The 18957-nt window shown below is 72.9% G+C and carries 12 protein-coding genes; 7 read left to right on the top strand and 5 right to left on the bottom strand.

Annotation, left to right across the window (positions count from 1 at the left end; translation table 11 throughout):
• The first annotated feature begins 72 nt into the window (after positions 1–72).
• The 4 genes from ACFYZ8_RS29935 (at position 73) to ACFYZ8_RS29920 (ending at position 6841) form a co-directional block, all read left to right on the top strand.
• Positions 73–1221 (top strand): ROK family glucokinase, encoded by a 1149-nt coding sequence (locus ACFYZ8_RS29935; protein ID WP_123763956.1) that lies wholly within the window; start codon positions 73–75, stop codon positions 1219–1221.
• On the top strand, positions 1218–1802 hold the full coding sequence (locus ACFYZ8_RS29930) for a sugar kinase (RefSeq protein ID WP_359035215.1): 585 nt from the start codon (positions 1218–1220) through the stop codon (positions 1800–1802). The genes ACFYZ8_RS29935 and ACFYZ8_RS29930 overlap by 4 nt, the downstream gene beginning before the upstream one ends.
• A 111-nt stretch (positions 1803–1913) precedes the next feature.
• Positions 1914–4784, top strand: a complete 2871-nt coding sequence (locus tag ACFYZ8_RS29925; protein WP_388538192.1) for an SNF2-related protein — start codon at positions 1914–1916, stop codon at positions 4782–4784.
• Complete coding sequence (locus tag ACFYZ8_RS29920; RefSeq protein WP_388538194.1) at positions 4781–6841, top strand: SWIM zinc finger family protein; 2061 nt, start codon at positions 4781–4783, stop codon at positions 6839–6841. The genes ACFYZ8_RS29925 and ACFYZ8_RS29920 overlap by 4 nt, the downstream gene beginning before the upstream one ends.
• A gap of 79 nt (positions 6842–6920) precedes the next feature.
• On the opposite strand, the gene ACFYZ8_RS29915 is transcribed toward ACFYZ8_RS29920, so the two are convergent.
• The 3 genes from ACFYZ8_RS29915 to ACFYZ8_RS29905 all read right to left on the bottom strand — a co-directional run bounded on the left by ACFYZ8_RS29915 (position 6921) and on the right by ACFYZ8_RS29905 (position 10274).
• Positions 6921–8495: an oleate hydratase gene (locus tag ACFYZ8_RS29915; protein WP_388538196.1), complete on the bottom strand. Its 1575-nt coding sequence runs from the start codon at positions 8493–8495 to the stop codon at positions 6921–6923.
• Between the two features lie 150 nt (positions 8496–8645).
• Positions 8646–9020, bottom strand: coding sequence for a hypothetical protein (locus ACFYZ8_RS29910; RefSeq protein ID WP_388538198.1), 375 nt, complete (start codon positions 9018–9020; stop codon positions 8646–8648).
• A 39-nt stretch (positions 9021–9059) separates the two neighbouring features.
• Positions 9060–10274 (bottom strand): globin domain-containing protein, encoded by a 1215-nt coding sequence (locus tag ACFYZ8_RS29905; protein WP_388538200.1) that lies wholly within the window; start codon positions 10272–10274, stop codon positions 9060–9062.
• A gap of 449 nt (positions 10275–10723) precedes the next feature.
• On the opposite strand from ACFYZ8_RS29905, the gene pflB reads away from it, so the two are divergent.
• The 3 genes from pflB to ACFYZ8_RS29890 all read left to right on the top strand — a co-directional run bounded on the left by pflB (position 10724) and on the right by ACFYZ8_RS29890 (position 14723).
• Entirely contained in the window at positions 10724–12985 is a 2262-nt protein-coding gene (pflB, locus tag ACFYZ8_RS29900) for a formate C-acetyltransferase (RefSeq protein ID WP_388538202.1), read from the top strand.
• Complete coding sequence (pflA, locus tag ACFYZ8_RS29895) at positions 12982–13728, top strand: pyruvate formate-lyase-activating protein (RefSeq protein ID WP_388538204.1); 747 nt, start codon at positions 12982–12984, stop codon at positions 13726–13728. Before pflB ends, pflA begins: the two co-directional genes overlap by 4 nt.
• Positions 13729–13826: 98 nt before the next feature.
• Positions 13827–14723 carry a universal stress protein gene (locus ACFYZ8_RS29890; RefSeq protein WP_388538206.1) on the top strand — a complete coding sequence of 299 codons (897 nt, stop codon included), beginning with the start codon at positions 13827–13829 and terminating at the stop codon, positions 14721–14723.
• Positions 14724–14792: 69 nt separating this feature from the next.
• Here the strand turns inward: ACFYZ8_RS29890 and adhE are convergent, their stop codons facing one another.
• Positions 14793–17462 carry a bifunctional acetaldehyde-CoA/alcohol dehydrogenase gene (gene adhE / locus ACFYZ8_RS29885; protein ID WP_388538208.1) on the bottom strand — a complete coding sequence of 890 codons (2670 nt, stop codon included), beginning with the start codon at positions 17460–17462 and terminating at the stop codon, positions 14793–14795.
• Positions 17463–17685: 223 nt separating this feature from the next.
• Positions 17686–18372: a CBS domain-containing protein gene (locus ACFYZ8_RS29880; protein WP_388538209.1), complete on the bottom strand. Its 687-nt coding sequence runs from the start codon at positions 18370–18372 to the stop codon at positions 17686–17688.
• Positions 18373–18957: the final 585 nt, after the last annotated feature.

Here is an 18957-nt window from a genome sequence, read left to right as displayed (position 1 = left end):
GGGATGACGCGCGCACCCTCCTTTGCTCCCCTGTTCGGCGCCCAGCGTGAGCGTGCGGCAGAATCAGGGCCGATGAGCACCTACGGCAACTTCAGCGCCCCCATAGGCTCCCGCCGCGCCCCCGCCCTGCGGACCGTCGGCACGCGGGAACGCCGCTCACACCTGACCGCACCCCGCGTGCCGACAGTGGGCATCGACATCGGCGGCACCAAGGTCATGGCGGGTGTCGTCGACGCCGACGGCAACATCCTGGAGAAGGTCCGCACCGAGACCCCGGACAAGTCCAAGAGCCCCAAGGTCGTCGAGGACACCATCGTCGAACTGGTCCTGGACCTGTCCGACCGTCACGACGTGCACGCCGTCGGCATCGGCGCGGCCGGCTGGGTCGACGCCGACCGCAACCGCGTGCTGTTCGCCCCGCACCTGTCCTGGCGCAACGAGCCCCTCCGGGACCGCATCGCCGGCCGCCTCGCGGTCCCCGTCCTCGTGGACAACGACGCGAACACCGCCGCCTGGGCCGAGTGGCGCTTCGGCGCGGGCCGCGGCGAGGACCACCTGGTCATGATCACGCTCGGCACCGGCATCGGCGGCGCGATCCTGGAGGACGGCCAGGTCAAGCGCGGCAAGTACGGTGTCGCCGGCGAGTTCGGCCATATGCAGGTCGTCCCCGGCGGCCACCGCTGCCCGTGCGGCAACCGCGGCTGCTGGGAGCAGTACAGCTCCGGCAACGCGCTGGTCAGGGAGGCCAGGGAGCTGGCCGCCGCCGACTCCCCGGTGGCGTACGGGATCATCGAGCACGTCAAGGGCAACATCGGCGACATCACCGGCCCGATGATCACCGAGCTGGCCCGCGAGGGCGACGCGATGTGCATCGAGCTGCTCCAGGACATCGGCCAGTGGCTCGGTGTCGGCATCGCCAACCTCGCCGCCGCCCTCGACCCGTCCTGCTTCGTCATCGGCGGTGGCGTCAGCGCGGCCGACGACCTGCTGATCGGACCCGCGCGGGACGCCTTCAAGCGCCAGCTCACCGGCCGCGGCTACCGCCCCGAGGCCCGCATCGCCCGCGCCCAGCTCGGCCCCGAGGCCGGCATGGTCGGCGCCGCCGACCTCGCCCGCCTGGTCGCCCGCCGCTTCCGGCGCGCCAACCGGCGCCGGGTGGAGCGGCACGAGCGCTACGAACGGTACGTGGAGGCCCGCCGTACGTCCCGGGACACCGCATGACGGCATCCCTGCCGCGCCAGGCCCCGGCGCCCCCCGGCGAACCGGAGCGGCCCACCGAGGACCGCCGCCACATGATCCGCCGCAGGGCGATCACGCTGCTCATCATCGGCCTGCTCATCGGCGTCCCCGCCGGCTATCTGGTGATCTCCGCCAACCAGAGCCGTGACAGCGGCAAGGACAAGGAGGCGAAGTACTCGGCGACCGGCCTCACGCCCGACTGGCCGTCCAAGGTCCAGCGCCGCCTCTACCAGGTGCCGGTCCCGCACCCCGCCGACCTGGTCGCCTCCTACGAGACCAACAACTGGAAGACCAGCCGTCTCTACGTCCAGTTCCGCACAACCGACGCGGGCCTCGCCGCCTTCCTCACCGGCATGGGCGTCAGCCGCGCCGACCTCAAGAAGAACGACATCACCATCAGCGAGCGCGACCAGAAGGTCAGCGGCTGGAAGTTCGACGGCCCCCGCTCCTGGTGGGGCCTGACCCACTCGCAGAAGGACCCGGCGCCCACCCAGGACGTCATGGTCAACCTGACCGTGCCGAACGCCCCGAAGGTGTACGTCGTCTCGCGCACGGTCCCCTGACCCGGCCGGTCCGGCGAGCGGCCCCGGCCGGTCACCGGAGCCGATTGTCAGACCCCGCCCGTAGAGTCGAAGACGACTGATCCGACATGCGGGCGGGAGGTGACAGGACGTATGAGCGACAGGGCCGTGCCGGCCGAGCGCGGGCGCGAGCAGCAGGGGGCGGTGGCCGTCCCCGTCCGGCTCGCCGCCGTCTTCCTGCCCGCGCCCCTGCCCCGCGAGGGCCGCGTCGCGTTCTGGGACCCCGAGGGCCTGCCCCTGCCCACCGTGGACGGCGAGGCCGGTGCGGCGCTGCCCGATCCAGCCGAACTCACCGTCGTACGACCGCATGGATCCGCAGTCCGGCGCCGGACCGCCCCCGCCCTGACGCTCCCGGTCGCCGAGGCCCTGCCGCTGCTGGTCCGGGCCCGGCGCGATCCCGCCGCCCATCCCGCCACCGCCTGCTGGGGCGCGGCCGCCCTGCACGCCCTGCGGCTCACCGCACGCGGCCGCCTGCTCCCCGGCCTCACCGCCACCGGCCACGACGCCTGGCGGGCCGGCCCCCTCGACCCGGACGACATCGCCCACCTGCGCGCGGTCGCCGCCGCCCTGCCCCACGAGGGCCACGCGGTGCCGCTGCCAGGCCCCGGCCCGCTGCGGCTCCCGGAACCGGAAGCCCTGATGCGTTCCTTCCTGGACGCCGTCGCCGACACCCTGCCCCGCACCCCCGCGGCCCCCTACGCCTCCGGCAAGCCCTTCGCCGCCCAGGCCCCGCAGCGGTTGCCGCACGCCCAGGACTGGGCCGCGGAAGTCGCCGCCGGCATGGACGCGGGCGTGCGGATCTCCCTGCGCCTTGACCTGTCGGCGTACAACCTGTTCAACGCCGAGGGCGACGGAGTGCGCAGCGCGGGCGCCGCGATCGTCCAGGTGCACAGCCTCGCCGACCCGACCCTGGTGACCGACGCGGCGGCCCTGTGGGCGGGGGACGCCGACGCCGTCTTCGGACCACGCGCCCGCGTGGACGCGGCCCTCGCGGTGCGGCGCGCCGCACGGGTCTGGCCGCCCCTCGACCGGCTCTCCGAGCAGGACGTACCCGACGTACTGGCCCTGTCCGACGAGGAGTTGGGCGACCTGCTCGGCGTGGCGGCGCCCCGGCTCGCGGCGGCCGGAGTGGCGGTGCACTGGCCGCGGGACCTGGCCCAGGACCTCACCGCGGCGGCGGTCGTACGACCCGCTCCGGGCTCGGCGACCGACGGCACCGGCTTCTTCGAGAGCGAGGAACTCCTCCAGTTCCGCTGGCAGTTGGCGCTCGGCGGCGACCCGCTCAGCGAGGCCGAGATGGACGCGCTGGCCGAGGCCCACCGTCCTGTCGTACGCCTCAGGGACCAGTGGGTCCTCGTCGACCCCGCCCTCGTCCGCAAGGCCCGCAAACGCGAACTGGGCCTGCTCGACCCGGTCGACGCCCTCTCCGTCGCCCTGACCGGCAGCGCGGAGGTCGACGGTGAGACGGTGGACGCGGTGCCGGTCGGCGCGCTCGCCGCCCTGCGCGACCGCCTGACGACCGGCGTGCACCCGGCCGAACCTCCCGCGGGCCTGCACGCCACGCTCCGCGACTACCAACTGCGCGGCCTGGCCTGGCTGGACCTCATGACCTCCCTCGGCCTCGGCGGCTGCCTCGCCGACGACATGGGGCTCGGCAAGACCATCACCGTCATCGCCCTGCACCTGCGCCGGGCGCGCCGCGAGCCGACCCTCGTCGTCTGCCCCGCCTCGCTCCTGGGCAACTGGCAGCGCGAGATCACCCGGTTCGCGCCCGGCGTCCCCGTCCGCCGCTTCCACGGCACGGACCGCAGCCTCGACGACGTCGACGGCGGCTTCGTCCTCACCACGTACGGCACCATGCGCGCGGCGGCGGCCCGGCTGGCCGAGCAGCGCTGGGGCATGGTCGTCGCGGACGAGGCCCAGCACGTCAAGAACCCGTACTCGGCGACCGCGAAGGCCCTGCGCACGATCCCCTCGCCGGCGCGCGTGGCGCTGACCGGCACACCGGTCGAGAACAACCTCTCTGAGCTCTGGGCCCTTCTCGACTGGACCACCCCCGGACTCCTCGGCCCTCTGAAGTCCTTCCGTGCCCGGCACGCGCGCGCGGTGGAGAACGGCGAGGACGAGGAGGCGGTGACCAGGCTGGCCCGGCTGGTGCGGCCCTTCCTCCTGCGCCGCAAGAAGTCCGACCCGGGCATCGTCCCCGAGCTGCCGCCCAAGACGGAGACGGACCACCCGGTACCGCTCACCCGCGAACAGGCCTCGCTGTACGAGGCGGTGGTGCGCGAGTCGATGCTGGCGATCGAGACGGCGCAGGGCATCGCGCGCAGGGGCATGGTGCTGAAGCTGCTGGGCGCGCTGAAGCAGATCTGCGACCACCCCGCGCTGTACCTCAAGGAGGAGGTCCCGCCGGCGGCCGGCGAGCGACTGGTCGCCCGGTCCGGCAAACTGGCCCTGCTGGACGAGCTGTTGGACACCCTGCTGGCCGAGGACGGCTCGGCGCTGGTCTTCACGCAGTACGTGGGAATGGCCCGCCTGATCACCGCCCACCTCGCCGCCCGCGCGGTCCCGGTCGACCTGCTGCACGGCGGGACGCCGGTGCTGGAGCGCGAGCGCATGGTGGACCGTTTCCAGAGCGGTGCGATCCCGGTGCTCGTCCTGTCGTTGAAGGCGGCGGGCACCGGCCTCAACCTCACCCGCGCGGGCCATGTCGTCCACTTCGACCGCTGGTGGAACCCTGCCGTCGAGGAACAGGCCACCGACCGCGCCTACCGCATCGGCCAGACCCAGCCCGTCCAGGTCCACCGCCTCATCACCGAGGGCACGGTGGAGGACCGCATCGCCGAGATGCTCGAATCCAAGCGCGCCCTCGCCGACGCGATCCTCGGCTCCGGCGAGTCCGCCCTCACGGAACTCACCGACCGCGAACTGACCGACCTGGTCTCCCTGAGGAGGCCGTCATGACCCCGGGCCCCGCCGAGGAGGCCCGCCGCGCCCTGCGGGCCGCACGGGAGCGGGCGGAGCGCGAGGCGAAGGGGGGTGCGGACGGGGCTACGGCTACCGGGGCGGACAGGGAGGTTGTGCGAGAGGCGGCCAGCGCTGCGGGGGCGGGCGGTTCCGAGGCCGGTGCCGGTGGGGCTGTCTTCGGCTCCGTGGGTTCTGTGCAGGCCGGCGCGCCCCTCCCGGATGGTGTCGAGGCCCGGCGGGGCTCGGTCGTCAACCCGGCCGGTGTCCCACCTCGGGGCGAGGGCGACGGCGCCGCCGCCGTCGAGGCCACGGGTGGGCAGACGGATCGGGACGCCAAGGCTGCTGCGGGCGCCCGTGACACCGGGGCCGGGCGTCCCGGCGCACGCCCCGCCGATGCCGCCCGTGAAGCGCTGCGCGCGGCTCGGAAGAGGCGGGCCGACGCCGAGGCGGCGGAAGCGGAGGCCACCGCGCGTCGGTCGCGCAGGAGCACCCCGGCCATGTCCCGGGACCGGGGCCGGACCCCGGGTTCGGTCGCCGGCGCCCGGGCGCGTGACGTACGGGAGTTGCTGGCCGACGTCTTCCGGATGCCCGACGACGCAGCCCCGCCGGGGGATGAGCGGGAGAGCAACGACCCGGCCCAGCAAGGGAGTTACCCGGGCAAGGCAGCCCCCGTCCCCGACGGCGCCACCGACGGACTCGACACTGCCGCGCCGACGCCCGCCGACGAGACCCCCACGCCCCCCGGGGCCAGCCACTCGACCACCTACGCGTCCCCCCGCCACCCCCACTCCATGGCCGCCCCCAACCGGGACAACGACCTGCGCCGCACCTTCCCCGCCTTCCCTCCCCGCACCTCCGAGGACTCCCGGTTCGCCGCCACCTGGTGGGGCAACGCCTGGGTCGCCGCGTTGGAGGAGGGCGCGCTGGACGTCAAACGGCTTGCGCGGGGCCGGAGCTATGCCGAGCAGGGGCATGTGGACGCGATCACCGTGACGCCGGGACTGGTGCTCGCCTATGTGAAGGGCAGCCGCCCCAGGCCGTACCGCGTGCAGGTGCGGCTGCGGACGCTCGGGGACGCCGACTGGGACCGGTTCCTGGACCTCGCCGCCGACCGGACCGGACACATCGCCGCGCTGCTCGACAGGGAGATGCCCCAGGCGCTGGCCGACTGCGGAGTGCCGTTGCTTCCCGGCCCCGGCGATCTCGAACCGCAGTGCAGCTGCCCCGACCGAGGGCACCCCTGCAAGCACGCCGCCGCCCTCTGCTACCAGACGGCACGCCTTCTCGACGCCGACCCCTTCGTCCTGCTCCTGCTGCGCGGCCGGGGCGAACGAGAACTGCTCGACGCCCTGTCCCGTCTCAGCGCCGCCCGCGCGGCCCGTGCCGCCCAGGAACACGAGCCGGCCCCGCTGCCCGGCGTACGGGCCAGTGAGGCGCTCGCGCCCCGCCGACTCCCGCCGCTCCCGGCTCCGTTGCCCGTCCCGCCGCACCCCGAGCAGCCCCCGGCCTACCCCGCGTCCCCGGGCGGCCCCGACCCCTTCGCCCTGGACCAGCTGGCCACCGACGCCGCGGCCCGCGCGCACGCCCTGCTCGGCACCGGCCGCGACCCGGTCGGCGAGCTCACCCTCTGGCAGGACGCGGTACGCCTCGCCGCCGCCCGCCCCGGTTCAGGTCTGACCGCCGGCACCCGCGCCCTCTACGCCTCCCTGGCCGCCGCCACCGACCGCACCCCGGCCGACCTGGCCCGCGCGGTCGCCGCCTGGAGACAGGGCGGGCTCGAAGGACTCGCCGTCCTCGAAGAACCCTGGGACCCACCGGCCGGCCGTTTCGACCGCGCCCGTCCCCTCCTCCTCGCCGCGGACCTCCCCGCCTTCCGGCCCTCGCGCAACCACCTCACCCACCCCCGCGGCCACCTCCAGCTCCGCCTCGGCCGCGACGGCCTGTGGTACGCCTACGAGTCCGAACCGGGCCGGGACGACTGGTGGCCCCGCGGCACCCCCGACCTGGACCCCGTCGGCGCCCTCACCGGCCTCGGCACCCCGACCGACTTCTGACCCCCCGGGGCCCCCGCCCCGGCGAAGGAGACCGTACGGGAGGCCGTCGCGGGCTGGGTGCCGCCCGATCGTTCCGCCGCTACCGGCGGTGCATGGTCTCGAGGGCCGCGGCCAGGACGTGGGGGTCGTGGTGGCCCTTGTGGACCGCGGGCGGGTGCTTGTCGAGCTTCAGGAGTCGGGACACCGCCGTCCAGGCGGTCCGTACCGAGTACTCGACGGTGAAGACGACGTCGTCGGGGACCTCGGCGAACTGTCCGATGAAAGCGAGGTTGACCGAGCCCTCGGGCACGACCTGGGGCCGGTCGCCGCCGCGGCGGGCCAGGAACTGGCTGGTGATGTACGGCATCACGCACGGCACCACGGTGGAGGTCTCCAGCACGCGGGCCGCCGTCGGCTCGTCGAGGTGCAGGTGGTGCAGGACCTCCTCCAGGATCTCCCGGCCGGAGCACATCGTCATCGGCTTGGGCGTGGAGTTGCCCGCGCGGTCGGGGAACAGCCCGTAGCCCCACCAGACCGAGACGCCCTCGGGCTGGTCGCGGTAGACGGGCTGGCGGTTGGCGACGATGGTGAGCAGCCAGTTGGAGCCGGTGAACGTCATCAGGCCGCCCCTGCCGGTCTCCCGGCCGCTCAACCGGGCCAGCGCGTCCAGGAAGGCCGGGTCCTTGGCGGTGACCGTGAACGACTCCCAGAGGGACTCCTGCACCTGCTTGTCGAAGGCACCCGGGTTGCCGAAGTCCTCGCGTCCGCGGGCGAGCCGGTGCCAGAGCAGCCAGGCGTCCGAGCGCTGGGGAGGCGGGGGCGGGGCAGAGGTGTGCGTGCCGAGGCTGGAGGCGTCGGTCATGGAGCCGTTGGTGACCAGAACGAGGTCCTGGGGCGCGACAGCGATCTTCTCCTGGCGTCCGTCCCGGGTCACGTAGAGGGTCTCGACCGTGCTGCTCCGCAGCCCCGGACCGAAGCCGAGGTCGGTGACGCGGCAGCCGGTGTGGAGGGTGACGCCGCGCTCGCGCAGCCAGGCCACCAGCGGCCGCACGATGGAGTCGTACTGGTTGTAGCGGGTCCGGTGGATGCCGGACATGGAGGCGAACTCAGGGAAGAGATGGACGAAGCGCCTGAGGTAGCGGCGGAACTCGATCGCGCTGTGCCAGGGCTGGAAGGCGAACGTGGTGCACCACATGAACCAGAAGTTCGTGATGAAGAAGTGCTCGCCGAAGCAGTCGGTGATCCGCTTGCCGTCCAGGTGCCCCTCCGGGGTCGCCAGACAACGGACCAGTTCCAGCCGGTCCCGCTCGGAGAACCCCATCGACTTCGTGTCGACGATCTGCCCGTTCCCGTCGACGAGGCGGGCGATGTCGTCCCAGGCGAAGTCCTCGTGCCCGGCCAGGATCTCCTGCGTCACCGACACCGCGGGGTCGTCGAGGGTGGGGATGCCGGACAGCAGGTCGTACGTGCAGCGGAACTCGGCCTCGAACATCCGCCCGCCGCGCATGGTGTAGCCGGCGTCCGCGCTGCCGCCGGCGTCCAGGCTGCCGCCGATGGTCCGCTGCTCCTCGAAGAGGTGGATGTCCGTTCCGTCGAACCCTCCGTCGCGGATCAGGAACGTGGCCGCGGCCAGTGCCGCTATGCCGCTGCCCACCAGATACGCCTTCGCCATCACACAACTCCTCGTTCTCGTCCGTCGATCGGGGACCGCGGACCCCACGGTTCCCTGCGGTGGTGGGTCCCGTCTCCGGGCCGTCGGTCACCGGTCCGGTCCGGACGGCCCGGTCGGTGGACCGTCACCGGCCGGGCCGTGCTCATCGCGGACTCACGCCGAGTGCGGCCCGCCGCGCCACGGCGGGGCCGCCGTCCGGTGGTGGTCGTCGGAGACGTGGGCGGCCCTGTCGGTCTGCCGGCGCATCCGGTCCTGGAGCTGGTCGACGACCTCGGTGCCGGTGGCCTCCTCGGCGAGGACGACCACCTGCCGCCGGCCCACGTGCAGGTCGGCCGTGGCCGTCCAGGGGCGGTCGGCGTGGTGCGTGGCGGCTCGGACGATACGCACCTCGCCGGTGACGGCGGGCAGTCCCGGCCGGGTGACCACGGCGTCGATCTTCGTACGGGCGTACTCCAGGGTGTTCTCGTCCACGGCGCCCTCGCAGCGCAGCAGAACCGCGGGTGACCCCTGTGCGGTGTCGCCGGTCATGCGGATCCCTCCTTCGAAGCAGTGTCGGGTCGGTGTGGTTCAGGCCGTGGCGCCGGGCAGCCACAGGTCGGGGCCGAAGACCTCGTAGTGGATGCTCCGGGCGGGGACACCGGCGCGCAGCAGCTGTCCGCGCACCTCGCGCATGAACGGCAGCGGGCCGCAGAGGAACACCGTGGCGTTCTGGGGCAGTTCGATCCCGTCGAGGTCCATCAGGCCGGTGCGGGCGTCGGGTTCCTCCGTGCCGGGCTGCTCGTACCAGAACACGGCGCGGGCGCCGGGCAGTTGGCCGACCAGCTCGCGGGTCTCGGCGCGCAGGGCGTGCTCGGCGGGGGAGCGGTCGGCGTGCAGCGCCAGCACCGGGCGGGGCGATCCGGTGGCGGCGAGGTGGGCCAGTATGCCGGTCATGGGAGTGCAGCCGATTCCCGCGGACACCAGGACGACCGGATCGGCGCTGTCGTCCGCGTCGTCGAGGAAGATGTCGCCGAAGGGCGCGGACAGGGTCAGTTCGTCGCCCGCGCCGACCTGCTCGTGCAGCAGGTGGGAGACCTCGCCGTCCGGTTCGCCGGCCGTGCCCGCGACCCGCTTCACGGTGATCCGCCGCAGGTCGTCGCCGGGGTCGGAGGACAGGCTGTACTGCCGCACCTGGTGGACGCCGTCGGCCATGAGCACGCGCACACTGACGTACTGGCCCGCGCGGGCCGGCGGTGCGGGTTCGCCGTCGGCGGGGCGGAGCAGGAAGGACACGGTGTCCGGGGTCTCGGTGCGGCGCTCGACGACGGTCCACTGCCGCCACACCTTGCCGGGCTCCACGGCCGCGTCCTGGTAGAGGCGGGCCTCGCGGCCGATCAGGGCGCCGGCCATCAGCCAGTACACCTCGTCCCAGGCGGCCGCCACCTCCGAGGTGACGGCGTCGCCGAGCACCTCGGCGATCGCACCGAACAGGTACTTGTGGACGATCGTGTACTGGTCGTCGGTGACCCCGACCGCGGCGTGCTTGTGCGCGATCCGGTCCAGGAGCGTGTCCGGGCGGGTGTCGGGGTCGTCGAGCAGCGCGGTCGCGAACCCGGCGATCGAGCCGGCCAGGGCGCGCCGCTGGGCCCCGCTGGCCTGGTTGCCGCGGTTGAACATCCCGTCGAGCAGTTCCGGCCGGTCGCGGAACATCGCGCCGTAGAAACGCGTCGTGATCTCGTCGAGTGCGCCGGCGACCGCGGGCAGGGTGGCACGGACCACGGCGGTGGACTCTGCGGACAGCATGGGGCCTCCCAGGCAGGGCGGAAGTGGTGGGACGAGCGCCGCTTCGCATCAGGGCGGCGGCCTTCTGTGTATCAGGCACCCGCCCGTGTTTCGGCGGTGTTTCGCCGTGTGGGGTGAAGTGGGGACCAACGGCCCCATCGACTCGGGCGCATCGGCCTCATAGCCCCATCGGCCCCAGGGCCGCACGGCGCGGGCACGGTCTCCTCCCGGCCCTGTTCCGCTCTTCCCGGCCCTGTCTCGCCGTGCTCAGGACCGACGCCGAGCGGGGAGACGCCGTAGAGGCCGCGCGAACTCCTCCCCGCCGGTGTGACGGGGCCCATCGGCCCGGTCCGGCAGGGACGGATGGCGCGCAACCGGTACGCCGACCGGCCCTCCCCGAGGGCAGGACGGAGGACGAGCATCGAGATCGCAGAGGTTCGCATGCAGAGCGACTGAGGGAGAGACCGGCGATGACGGCAACGGTGACAGCTGGACCCCGTGCGAGGACCGAGGCATGGCGCGGCTTCGCCGGCACGCACTGGCGGGACCACGTCGACGTGCGCGACTTCATCCAGGCCAACTACACGCCCTACGACGGCGATTCCTCGTTCCTGGCCGGGCCCACCGAGCGCACGCTCGCCGTCTGGGGGAAGGTCGCCGCCCTGTTCCCGGAAGAGCGGCGCCGGGGCATCCTCGACGTCGACCCGGGCAACCCGTCCACCATCACCTCCCACCGGCCGGGCTTCATCGACCGGGACCGCGAGCTGATCGTCGGCCTGCAGACCGACGCCCCGCTCCGGCGGGCGATCATGCCCAACGGCGGGCTGCGCATGGTCGAGAACGGGCTCAAGGCGTACGGCTACCGGGCCGACCCCTTCGTCACCCGCGTCTTCGGCACCTACCGCAAGACCCACAACGACGGCGTCTTCGACGCGTACACCCCCGAGATGCGCGCCGCCCGCAAGGCCGGCATCATCACCGGACTGCCCGACGCCTACGGCCGCGGCCGGATCATCGGCGACTACCGGCGTGTCGCGCTGTACGGCACGACCCGGCTGACCGAGGCCAAGCAGGCCGAACGCGCCCTCCTGGACGCCCAGCCCTCCACCCCGGACGTCATCCGCGACCGCGAGGAACTCGCCGAGCAGATACGGGCGGTGGGAGAGCTGGCACAGATGGCCGACACCTACGGCTGCGACGTGACCCGTCCCGCCGCCACCGCCCACGAGGCGGTGCAGTGGCTCTACCTCGGCTTCCTGGCCGCGGTGAAGGAGCAGAACGGCGCCGCCATGTCGCTGGGCCGCACCTCCACCTTCCTGGACGTCTACCTGCAGCGGGACCTGGACGAGGGCGTCCTCGACGAGAGCCGCGCCCAGGAGCTGATCGACGACTTCGTGATCAAGCTGCGGATCGTACGGTTCCTGCGCACACCCGAGTACGACGCCCTGTTCTCCGGCGACCCCACCTGGGTGACGGAGTCCATCGGCGGCATCGGAACCGACGGCCGCCCGCTGGTCACCCGCAGCTCCTTCCGCTTCCTGCAGACCCTGTACAACCTCGGCCCGGCACCCGAGCCCAACCTCACCGTCCTGTGGTCGCCCCGGCTGCCCGGGGGGTTCAAGCGGTTCTGCGCGCAGGTCTCCATCGACACCAGCGCCATCCAGTACGAGTCCGACGACCTGATGCGCCCGCGCACCGGCGACGACACCGCGATCGCCTGCTGCGTCTCGGCGATGGCCGTGGGCAGGCAGATGCAGTTCTTCGGGGCGCGGGTCAATCTCGCCAAGGCGCTGCTGTACGCGATCAACGGCGGCCGGGACGAGATGACCGGCGAGCAGATCGCCCCCGAGGAGCCCGCGCTGACCGGCGAGTACCTGGACTACGAGCAGCTTGTCGCGGCGTACGACCACATGCTCGACTGGCTGGCGGCCACCTACGTCAACGCGCTCAACGTCATCCACTACATGCACGACAAGTACGCCTACGAGCGCATCGAGATGGCCCTGCACGACCACCCGGTGCACCGCTTCATGGCCTGCGGGATCGCGGGACTGTCGGTCGCCGCCGACAGCCTGTCCGCCGTCAAGCACGCGCGCGTGCGGGTCGTCCGGGACGCGACGGGACTGGCCGTCGACTACGAGATCGAGGGCGACTACCCGGCGTACGGCAACAACGACGACCGCGCCGACGCCCTCGCCGCCGACCTGGTGCGCTCGTTCATGGCGAAGGTGCGCAGGCACCCCACCTACCGCGACGCCGAGCACACGCAGTCGGTGCTGACCATCACCTCGAACGTGGTCTACGGCAAGCACACCGGCAACACGCCCGACGGCCGCCGCGCGGGCGCCCCGTTCGCGCCCGGCGCCAACCCGATGAACGGCAGGGACCGGCACGGTGTGGCCGCCTCGGCCCTCTCGGTGGCCAAGCTCCCGTACGAGCAGGCCCGCGACGGCATCTCACTGACCACGACGATCACCCCCGAGGGCCTCGGCCACGACCCGGCCGAGCGCGCGGGACACCTCGTCGGCATCCTCGACGCGTACACCGCTTCCGGCGGCTTCCACATGAACGTCAACGTCCTGGACCGGGCGACGCTGGAGGACGCCATGGAACACCCCGAGAAGTACCCCGAGTTGACAGTCCGGGTCTCCGGGTACGCCGTCAACTTCGTCCGCCTGACCCGCGAGCAGCAACTCGACGTGATCAGCCGCACCTTCCACGGAGCGCTGTGAACACCACGGTCGAGCCGGTGACGGGCCGGATCCACTCCTGGGACCTGTCCACGGGAGTGGACGGCCCCGGGACCCGGTTCGTGCTGTTCCTCAGCGGCTGTCCGCTGCGCTGCCTGTACTGCGCCAACCCGGACACCTGGCACATGCGCGACGGCACACGGGCCACCGTCGACGAGGTGATGGCCGAGATCGAGAAGTACCGGGCGTTCATCACCACGGCGGGCGGGGGCGTGACACTGACGGGCGGCGAGGCGCTGCTCCAACCCGCGTTCACGGCCGCGGTCTTCCACCGCTGCAAGGAACTCGGCCTGCACACCGCACTGGACACCTCCGGCTTCCTCGGCGCCCGCGCGAGCGACGAACTGCTCGCCGACACCGACCTGGTGCTCCTGGACGTCAAGTCCTTCGATGTGCGCGCCTATCGGAGGCTGACCGGCGGCGAACTCGCCCCGACCCTGAACTTCGCCACCCGCCTGGACCGGCTCGGCGTCCCGGTGTGGATCCGCTACGTCCTGGTGCCCGGCTGGACCGACGACCCGGCGGCCGTCGACGGCCTCGGCGCGTTCCTCGCCGGCCTCGGAAACGTCGACCGGGTGGACGTCCTGCCCTTCCACAAGCTGGGCGCTCACAAGTACGACGCGCTGGGAATCCCCTTCCCGCTCCGCGACACACCCACGCCCGACCCGGACCTGACGGAGCGGGTGCGCGAGCAGTTCCGGGAGCACGGCCTGCGCGCACTGTGACCCTGGGGCCGTTCGGCCCCCGGCAGGGACCTCGGGCCCCTGCCGCCCCACGGGTGCGGACCGGAGACTGACAGAGCACCCCTGAAGGAGGTCCGCACATGTCCACCATCACCGTCGGTCTCGACGGCTCCCCCGAGAGCCTCGCCGCGGCCGACTGGGCCGCCCGCGAAGCACAGGAACGCGAGGCGCCCCTGCGCCTCCTGCACGGCGGGGAACAGATGCGCTACCTGTACGCGCCGCTCGCCGGGGTCCCGGCACCGGACGCGATCGACGCACAGCGCGAGTGGGCCGCCTACACGCTGCGCGAGACGGAGTCCCGGCTCGCCGAGCGGCACCCCGGTCTGCGGATCACCACACAGCAGACCCAGGAGCAGGCCGTCCCCGCCCTCCTGGCCGCCGCCGACAACTCCGACCTGCTGGTCCTCGGCTCCCGGGGCCTCGGCGAACTCGCCGGGTTCCTGGTCGGCTCCGTGGCCCTCGCCGTCGTGGCGCGATGCCCGCGGCCCGTCGTCCTCGTACGAGCCGGCGAGACTCCCGCGCACGGGGATCGGCCAGAGGCCGTGACTTCCTACCGTGACGTGGTGCTGGGCCTTGATCTGGAGAACCCGGCGGACGCTGTCATCGGGTTCGCCTTCGAGACGGCCCAGCGTCGCGCCGCCGACCTGCGGGTGGTCCACGGCTGGTCGCTGCCGGCCGCCTACGGCTACGGCGCCGCCATGGACGCCGGGCTCAACGACGAGCTGGCCGAGCAGGTTCGGCTGACGCTGACCGACGTGCTGCGGCCGTGGAAGGACAAGTTCCCGGGCGTCGAGGTGCGGGCGCAGGCCGTCGTCGGCGGCGCGGGCCGCCACCTCGTGCACGCCTCGCGGGACGCGTCGCTGGTCGTCGTGGGCCGGAAACACCGCCGTACGCCGGTCGGCAGCCACATCGGCCCGGTGACGCACGCCGCGCTCCAGCACGCCTCCGCGCCGGTCGTGGTGGTCCCGCACGACTGAGCGCCACGCAGGTGCACGACGGGCCCCGGGAGCAGCTCCCGGGGCCCGTTCGCGTGACGGCGCGTGCTGTCAACTGCCGTTGTCCGACTGGCCCTTCACGCGGCCGTAGTACGCCGTGCGCATGAGCTCCTGCATGTCGTCGAGCATCGGCATCCGCGGGTTGGCGGGCGCGCACTGGTCCTCGTAGGCGTTCAGGGCCTGCTGCGGCAGGGCGTCGAGGAAGGGCCGTTCGGCGACGCCGAGGGACTGGAACGACGGCTCGATGCCGACGGCGTCGCGCAGGCGTTCCACGGCCCGGGCGAGGGACTCCACACCCTCGGCCGCGGTGGCGGCGGGCAGGCCGAGGCTGCGGGCGATGTCCTGGAAGCGCTCGGGGGCGCGGTAGCTCTCGTACTTGGGCCAGCCCGTCAGCTTCGTCGGGACGGTGCCGTTGTAGCGGATGACGTGCGGCAGCAGCACCGCGTTGGTGCGCCCGTGCGCGATGTGGAAGGTGGCGCCGAGGGTGTGGGACATGGCGTGGACGATGCCGAGGAAGGCGTTGCCGAAGGCCATGCCCGCGATGGTGCCGGCGTTGTGCATCTTCTCCCGCGCGTCCGGCCGTCCGGCGCGGTCGGTGACCGCCCGCTCGATGTTGTCGAAGACCAGCCGGATCGCGTGCAGCGCCAGGCCGTCGGTGAAGTCGTTGGCGTACACGGACACATACGCCTCGATGGCGTGGGTGAGGGCGTCGAAGCCGCTGTCGGCGGCCAGTGCCGGGGGCAGCTCGGTGGTGAGCAGCGGGTCGACGATGGCCACACTGGGGGTCAGCGCGTAGTCGGCCAGCGGGTACTTCTTGCCGGTGGCGGGATCGGAGATGACGGCGAACGGGGTGACCTCGGCGCCGGTGCCGGAGGTCGTGGGCACGCACACCAGGCGGGCCAGCCTGCCGAGGACGGGGAAGCGGAAGGCGCGCTTGCGGATGTCGGAGAACTTGTGCCGCATGTCGGCGAAGTCGATGTCGGGCTGCTCGTACAGCAGCCACATCACCTTGGCCGCGTCCATCGGGGAGCCGCCACCCAGCGCGATGATCGTGTCGGGGCGGAAGTCGCGCATGAGGCGGGCGCCGCGCTGGACGGAGTCGATGCTCGGCTCCGGTTCCACGTTGTCGATGATCTGCAGCGTCACGGGCTCGGGGCGGCGCTGCAGGACGCGGCTGACGCGGTCGACGAAGCCGAGTCGGGTCATGGTCGCGTCGGTGACGACCGTGACGCGGTGGACGTCCGGCATGGACGCCAGGTAGCGGATGGCCTGCGGCTCGAAGTAGATCTTCGGCGGGACCTTGAACCACTGGAGGTTGTTGCGGCGCGTGCCGACCCGCTTGACGTTCAGCAGCTGGGCGGCGGAGACGTTGTTGGACACCGACGTGCTGCCCCACGATCCGCAGCCGAGCGTCAGCGACGGCAGCAGGCCGTTGTAGATGCCGCCGATGGCGCCCTGCGAGGACGGGGCGTTGACGATGACGCGTACGGTCTTCATGCGCTTGCCGTACGCCTCCGCCAGCGCGGTGTCCCCGGTGTGGATGACTGCGCTGTGGCCCTGGCCGTGGAAGGCGACCATGTCGGCGGCCAGGTCGAAGCCCTGCTGCTCGGAGCCGGCGCGCAGCACGGCGAGCACCGGGCACAGCTTCTCGCGGGTCAACGGCTCGTCGGGACCGACGCGTTCGGCCTCGACCAGGATGAGCGAGGTGTCGGCGGGCACGGTGAAGCCGGCCTGCTCGGCGATCCACGCCGGGCTCTGGCCGACGGCCTTGGCGTTGACCTTGGGTTCGCAGCCGCTGTTCGAGGAGTCGGCGGGGAAGAGGTACGTCTCCAGCTTCGCTTTCTCCTCGGCGTTGGCCAGATGGGCGTGCAGGACGCGGAACTCGGCGAGGGCCGCGTCGTAGATCCCGGTGTCGAGGATGACGGCCTGCTCGGACGCGCAGATCATGCCGTTGTCGAAGGACTTGGACAGCACGAGGTCGTTGACGGCGCGACGCAGGTCGGCGCTGCCGTGCACGTACGCGGGGACGTTTCCCGCGCCCACGCCCAGGGCGGGCTTTCCGGCCGAGTAGGCGGCCTTGACCATGGCGTTGCCGCCGGTGGCGAGGATCAGCGAGACGCCCGGGTGGCGCATCAGGGTGCCGGTGGCCTCGACGGACGGACTCTCGATCCACTGGATGCAGTGCTCCGGCGCGCCGGCGGCGACGGCCGCGTCCCGCACGACACGCGCCGCCCGCGCGCTGCAGCGCTGGGCCGAGGGGTGGAAGGCGAACACGACCGGGTTGCGGGTCTTCAGCGCCATCAGGGCCTTGAAGATCGTGGTGGAGGTCGGGTTGGTGACGGGGGTGATCGCGCACACCACGCCCACCGGTTCCGCGATCTCGACCATGTCCTCGATGTCGTCGCGGGCTATCACCCCGACGGTCTTCATCGGGCCCATGCTGTGCGTGACGTGCTCGCAGGCGAACATGTTCTTCGCCGCCTTGTCCTCGAAGACGCCGCGCCCGGTCTCCTCGACCGCGAGCCGGGCCAGCGCGGTGTGCTGGTCCAGGGCGGCGACCGACGCCTTCTTGACGATGTGGTCGACCTGGTCCTGGTCGAGGGCCTCGTAGTCGGCGAGCGCCTTGAGCCCGTCGCCGACCAGCCGGTCCACGGCGATGGCGATGTCCGAGGGCGCCTCGGCTGGGGCGGCGGTCGCGGTTCGGTCGGCGTGGCGGGTCATGGTGGCGTGCCTCCGTCGTCGGAAGGTGGGGCCGCGCGCGCGGCGGCCGGTACCGGAGCGGCGCCGCTGTCGGGCCGCCTCTCCAGCAGCGTCTCCTCGGCAGCTCTGTCCGCCCCAGGTCCCCACGGTCCCCGGAGGGCGTCTGAACGGCCCCACTGCGCGGGCCGGGCGGCCCCGGTCATCTCCGGGGCAGCCGAGGGCGGGTCATCCCGTCCGCGGCGTGTCACCCGGGTGGATCGGTGTCGTCGACACGGAACGTCAGACTGTTCACGACACCGACCACTCCGTCCACGCGCCACGTCAGCCGGACGGCGAGCGGGAGATCGGTGCGGTGCTCCAGTTGCCCTTCCAGGGTGACCATGCCGTCGCGGACCATGACGTTCACGGCCTGGGGCGGGAGGCACATGGCACGGGTCAGGACCTCGTCGCTCACGTGCCGGCGGATCTCCTCGTCCGTCCGCAGGAAGACCCGCAGCAGGTCCCGCCGGGTGGCGATGCCGATCAGCCGGTCCTCCTCGTCCACCACGGGAAGGCGGTCCACGTGGTGGCGTTCCATGACGCGGGCAGCGTCCGCGACGCGCTGCTCGGGGTGCACCGTGACGGCGGGCGTCGACATCAGTTCTCCGGCGGTCGGGGCGTGGGCCGCGGCGGTCGCGGTGTCCGCGCGACGGGTGGAACGGCGCAGCACGGGCCCGCGGAACCGCCGACCGCGGCCGGGTGCGGGCCCGGCTGCCTGGCGGCGTATCAGATCGGTCTCGGAGATCACCCCCACGACCTTGTCGTCGTGGTCCACCACGGGCAGGCCGCTGATGCCGTGCCCGTCCAGCAGTCGGGCCACGTCCTTGAACGACGTCTCCCGACGCGCCTCGACGACCTCGCTGGTCATCACCTCACCGACGGTGCGGCTCATGTCCGACTCCCTTCAGGGCGATGGATGCTGTCGTGCCGGGACGCCCGTCGGCGTGACGTCGTGCGGGCCGTGGCAGCTGCGACGGCATCGGGGCCGGGGCGCACGGGCAGTGTCCGCCGGGCGGTCGTCGCCGGTCCCTCGGACCGTCCCGTCGGACCGACCCCTGACGCCTCTCCAGCGTTCCGCACGCCGGCCCACCCGCGGGAGGGCCGACCGTCCTGGGACCGGGGGACCGAATGCCCTCGGTGGGGTGGCCTGGTCGGGGTGCGCGGTGCGTGCGCCTGCCGCACCCCGCCCTCGCCTGCCGCGGTGGGCCACGTCAGCGCGCTGCTCGCCGCGTGGAGGGGGCCTCTGCGCTCGCGGACGGCAGTCCGGCGGCTTCGGCCTCAGGCGTCGGCTCGACCGGTGCGGGGACGCGGTACTGCCTGTGGTGTCGGGAACGGTTCGCCGACGTGAGCGAGACGAGACGGCGCGCCACAGTCAGTAGGTCCGACCGTCCTGGGACCGGGGGACCGAATGCCCTCGGTGGGGTGGCCTGGTCGGGGTGCGCGGTGCGTGCGCCTGCCGCACCCCGCCCTCGCCTGC

The sequence above is a fragment of the Streptomyces sp. NPDC001668 genome, assembly GCF_042893155.1.
GTDB lineage: Bacteria > Actinomycetota > Actinomycetes > Streptomycetales > Streptomycetaceae > Streptomyces.
Note: the sequence above shows the minus strand (reverse complement) of the source record. Positions and strands in the feature narration are given on the sequence as shown.

Excerpts from the sequence above, each read along its gene's own strand:
- ACFYZ8_RS29935 (WP_123763956.1), top strand. The coding sequence starts at position 73 with ATGAGCACCTACGGCAACTTCAGCGCCCCCATAGGCTCCCGCCGCGCC.
- ACFYZ8_RS29930 (WP_359035215.1), top strand. The coding sequence starts at position 1,218 with ATGACGGCATCCCTGCCGCGCCAGGCCCCGGCGCCCCCCGGCGAACCG.
- ACFYZ8_RS29925 (WP_388538192.1), top strand. The coding sequence starts at position 1,914 with ATGAGCGACAGGGCCGTGCCGGCCGAGCGCGGGCGCGAGCAGCAGGGG.
- ACFYZ8_RS29920 (WP_388538194.1), top strand. The coding sequence starts at position 4,781 with ATGACCCCGGGCCCCGCCGAGGAGGCCCGCCGCGCCCTGCGGGCCGCA.
- ACFYZ8_RS29910 (WP_388538198.1), bottom strand. The coding sequence starts at position 9,020 with ATGACCGGCGACACCGCACAGGGGTCACCCGCGGTTCTGCTGCGCTGC.
- ACFYZ8_RS29905 (WP_388538200.1), bottom strand. The coding sequence starts at position 10,274 with ATGCTGTCCGCAGAGTCCACCGCCGTGGTCCGTGCCACCCTGCCCGCG.
- pflB (WP_388538202.1), top strand. The coding sequence starts at position 10,724 with ATGACGGCAACGGTGACAGCTGGACCCCGTGCGAGGACCGAGGCATGG.
- ACFYZ8_RS29890 (WP_388538206.1), top strand. The coding sequence starts at position 13,827 with ATGTCCACCATCACCGTCGGTCTCGACGGCTCCCCCGAGAGCCTCGCC.
- adhE (WP_388538208.1), bottom strand. The coding sequence starts at position 17,462 with ATGACCCGCCACGCCGACCGAACCGCGACCGCCGCCCCAGCCGAGGCG.
- ACFYZ8_RS29880 (WP_388538209.1), bottom strand. The coding sequence starts at position 18,372 with ATGAGCCGCACCGTCGGTGAGGTGATGACCAGCGAGGTCGTCGAGGCG.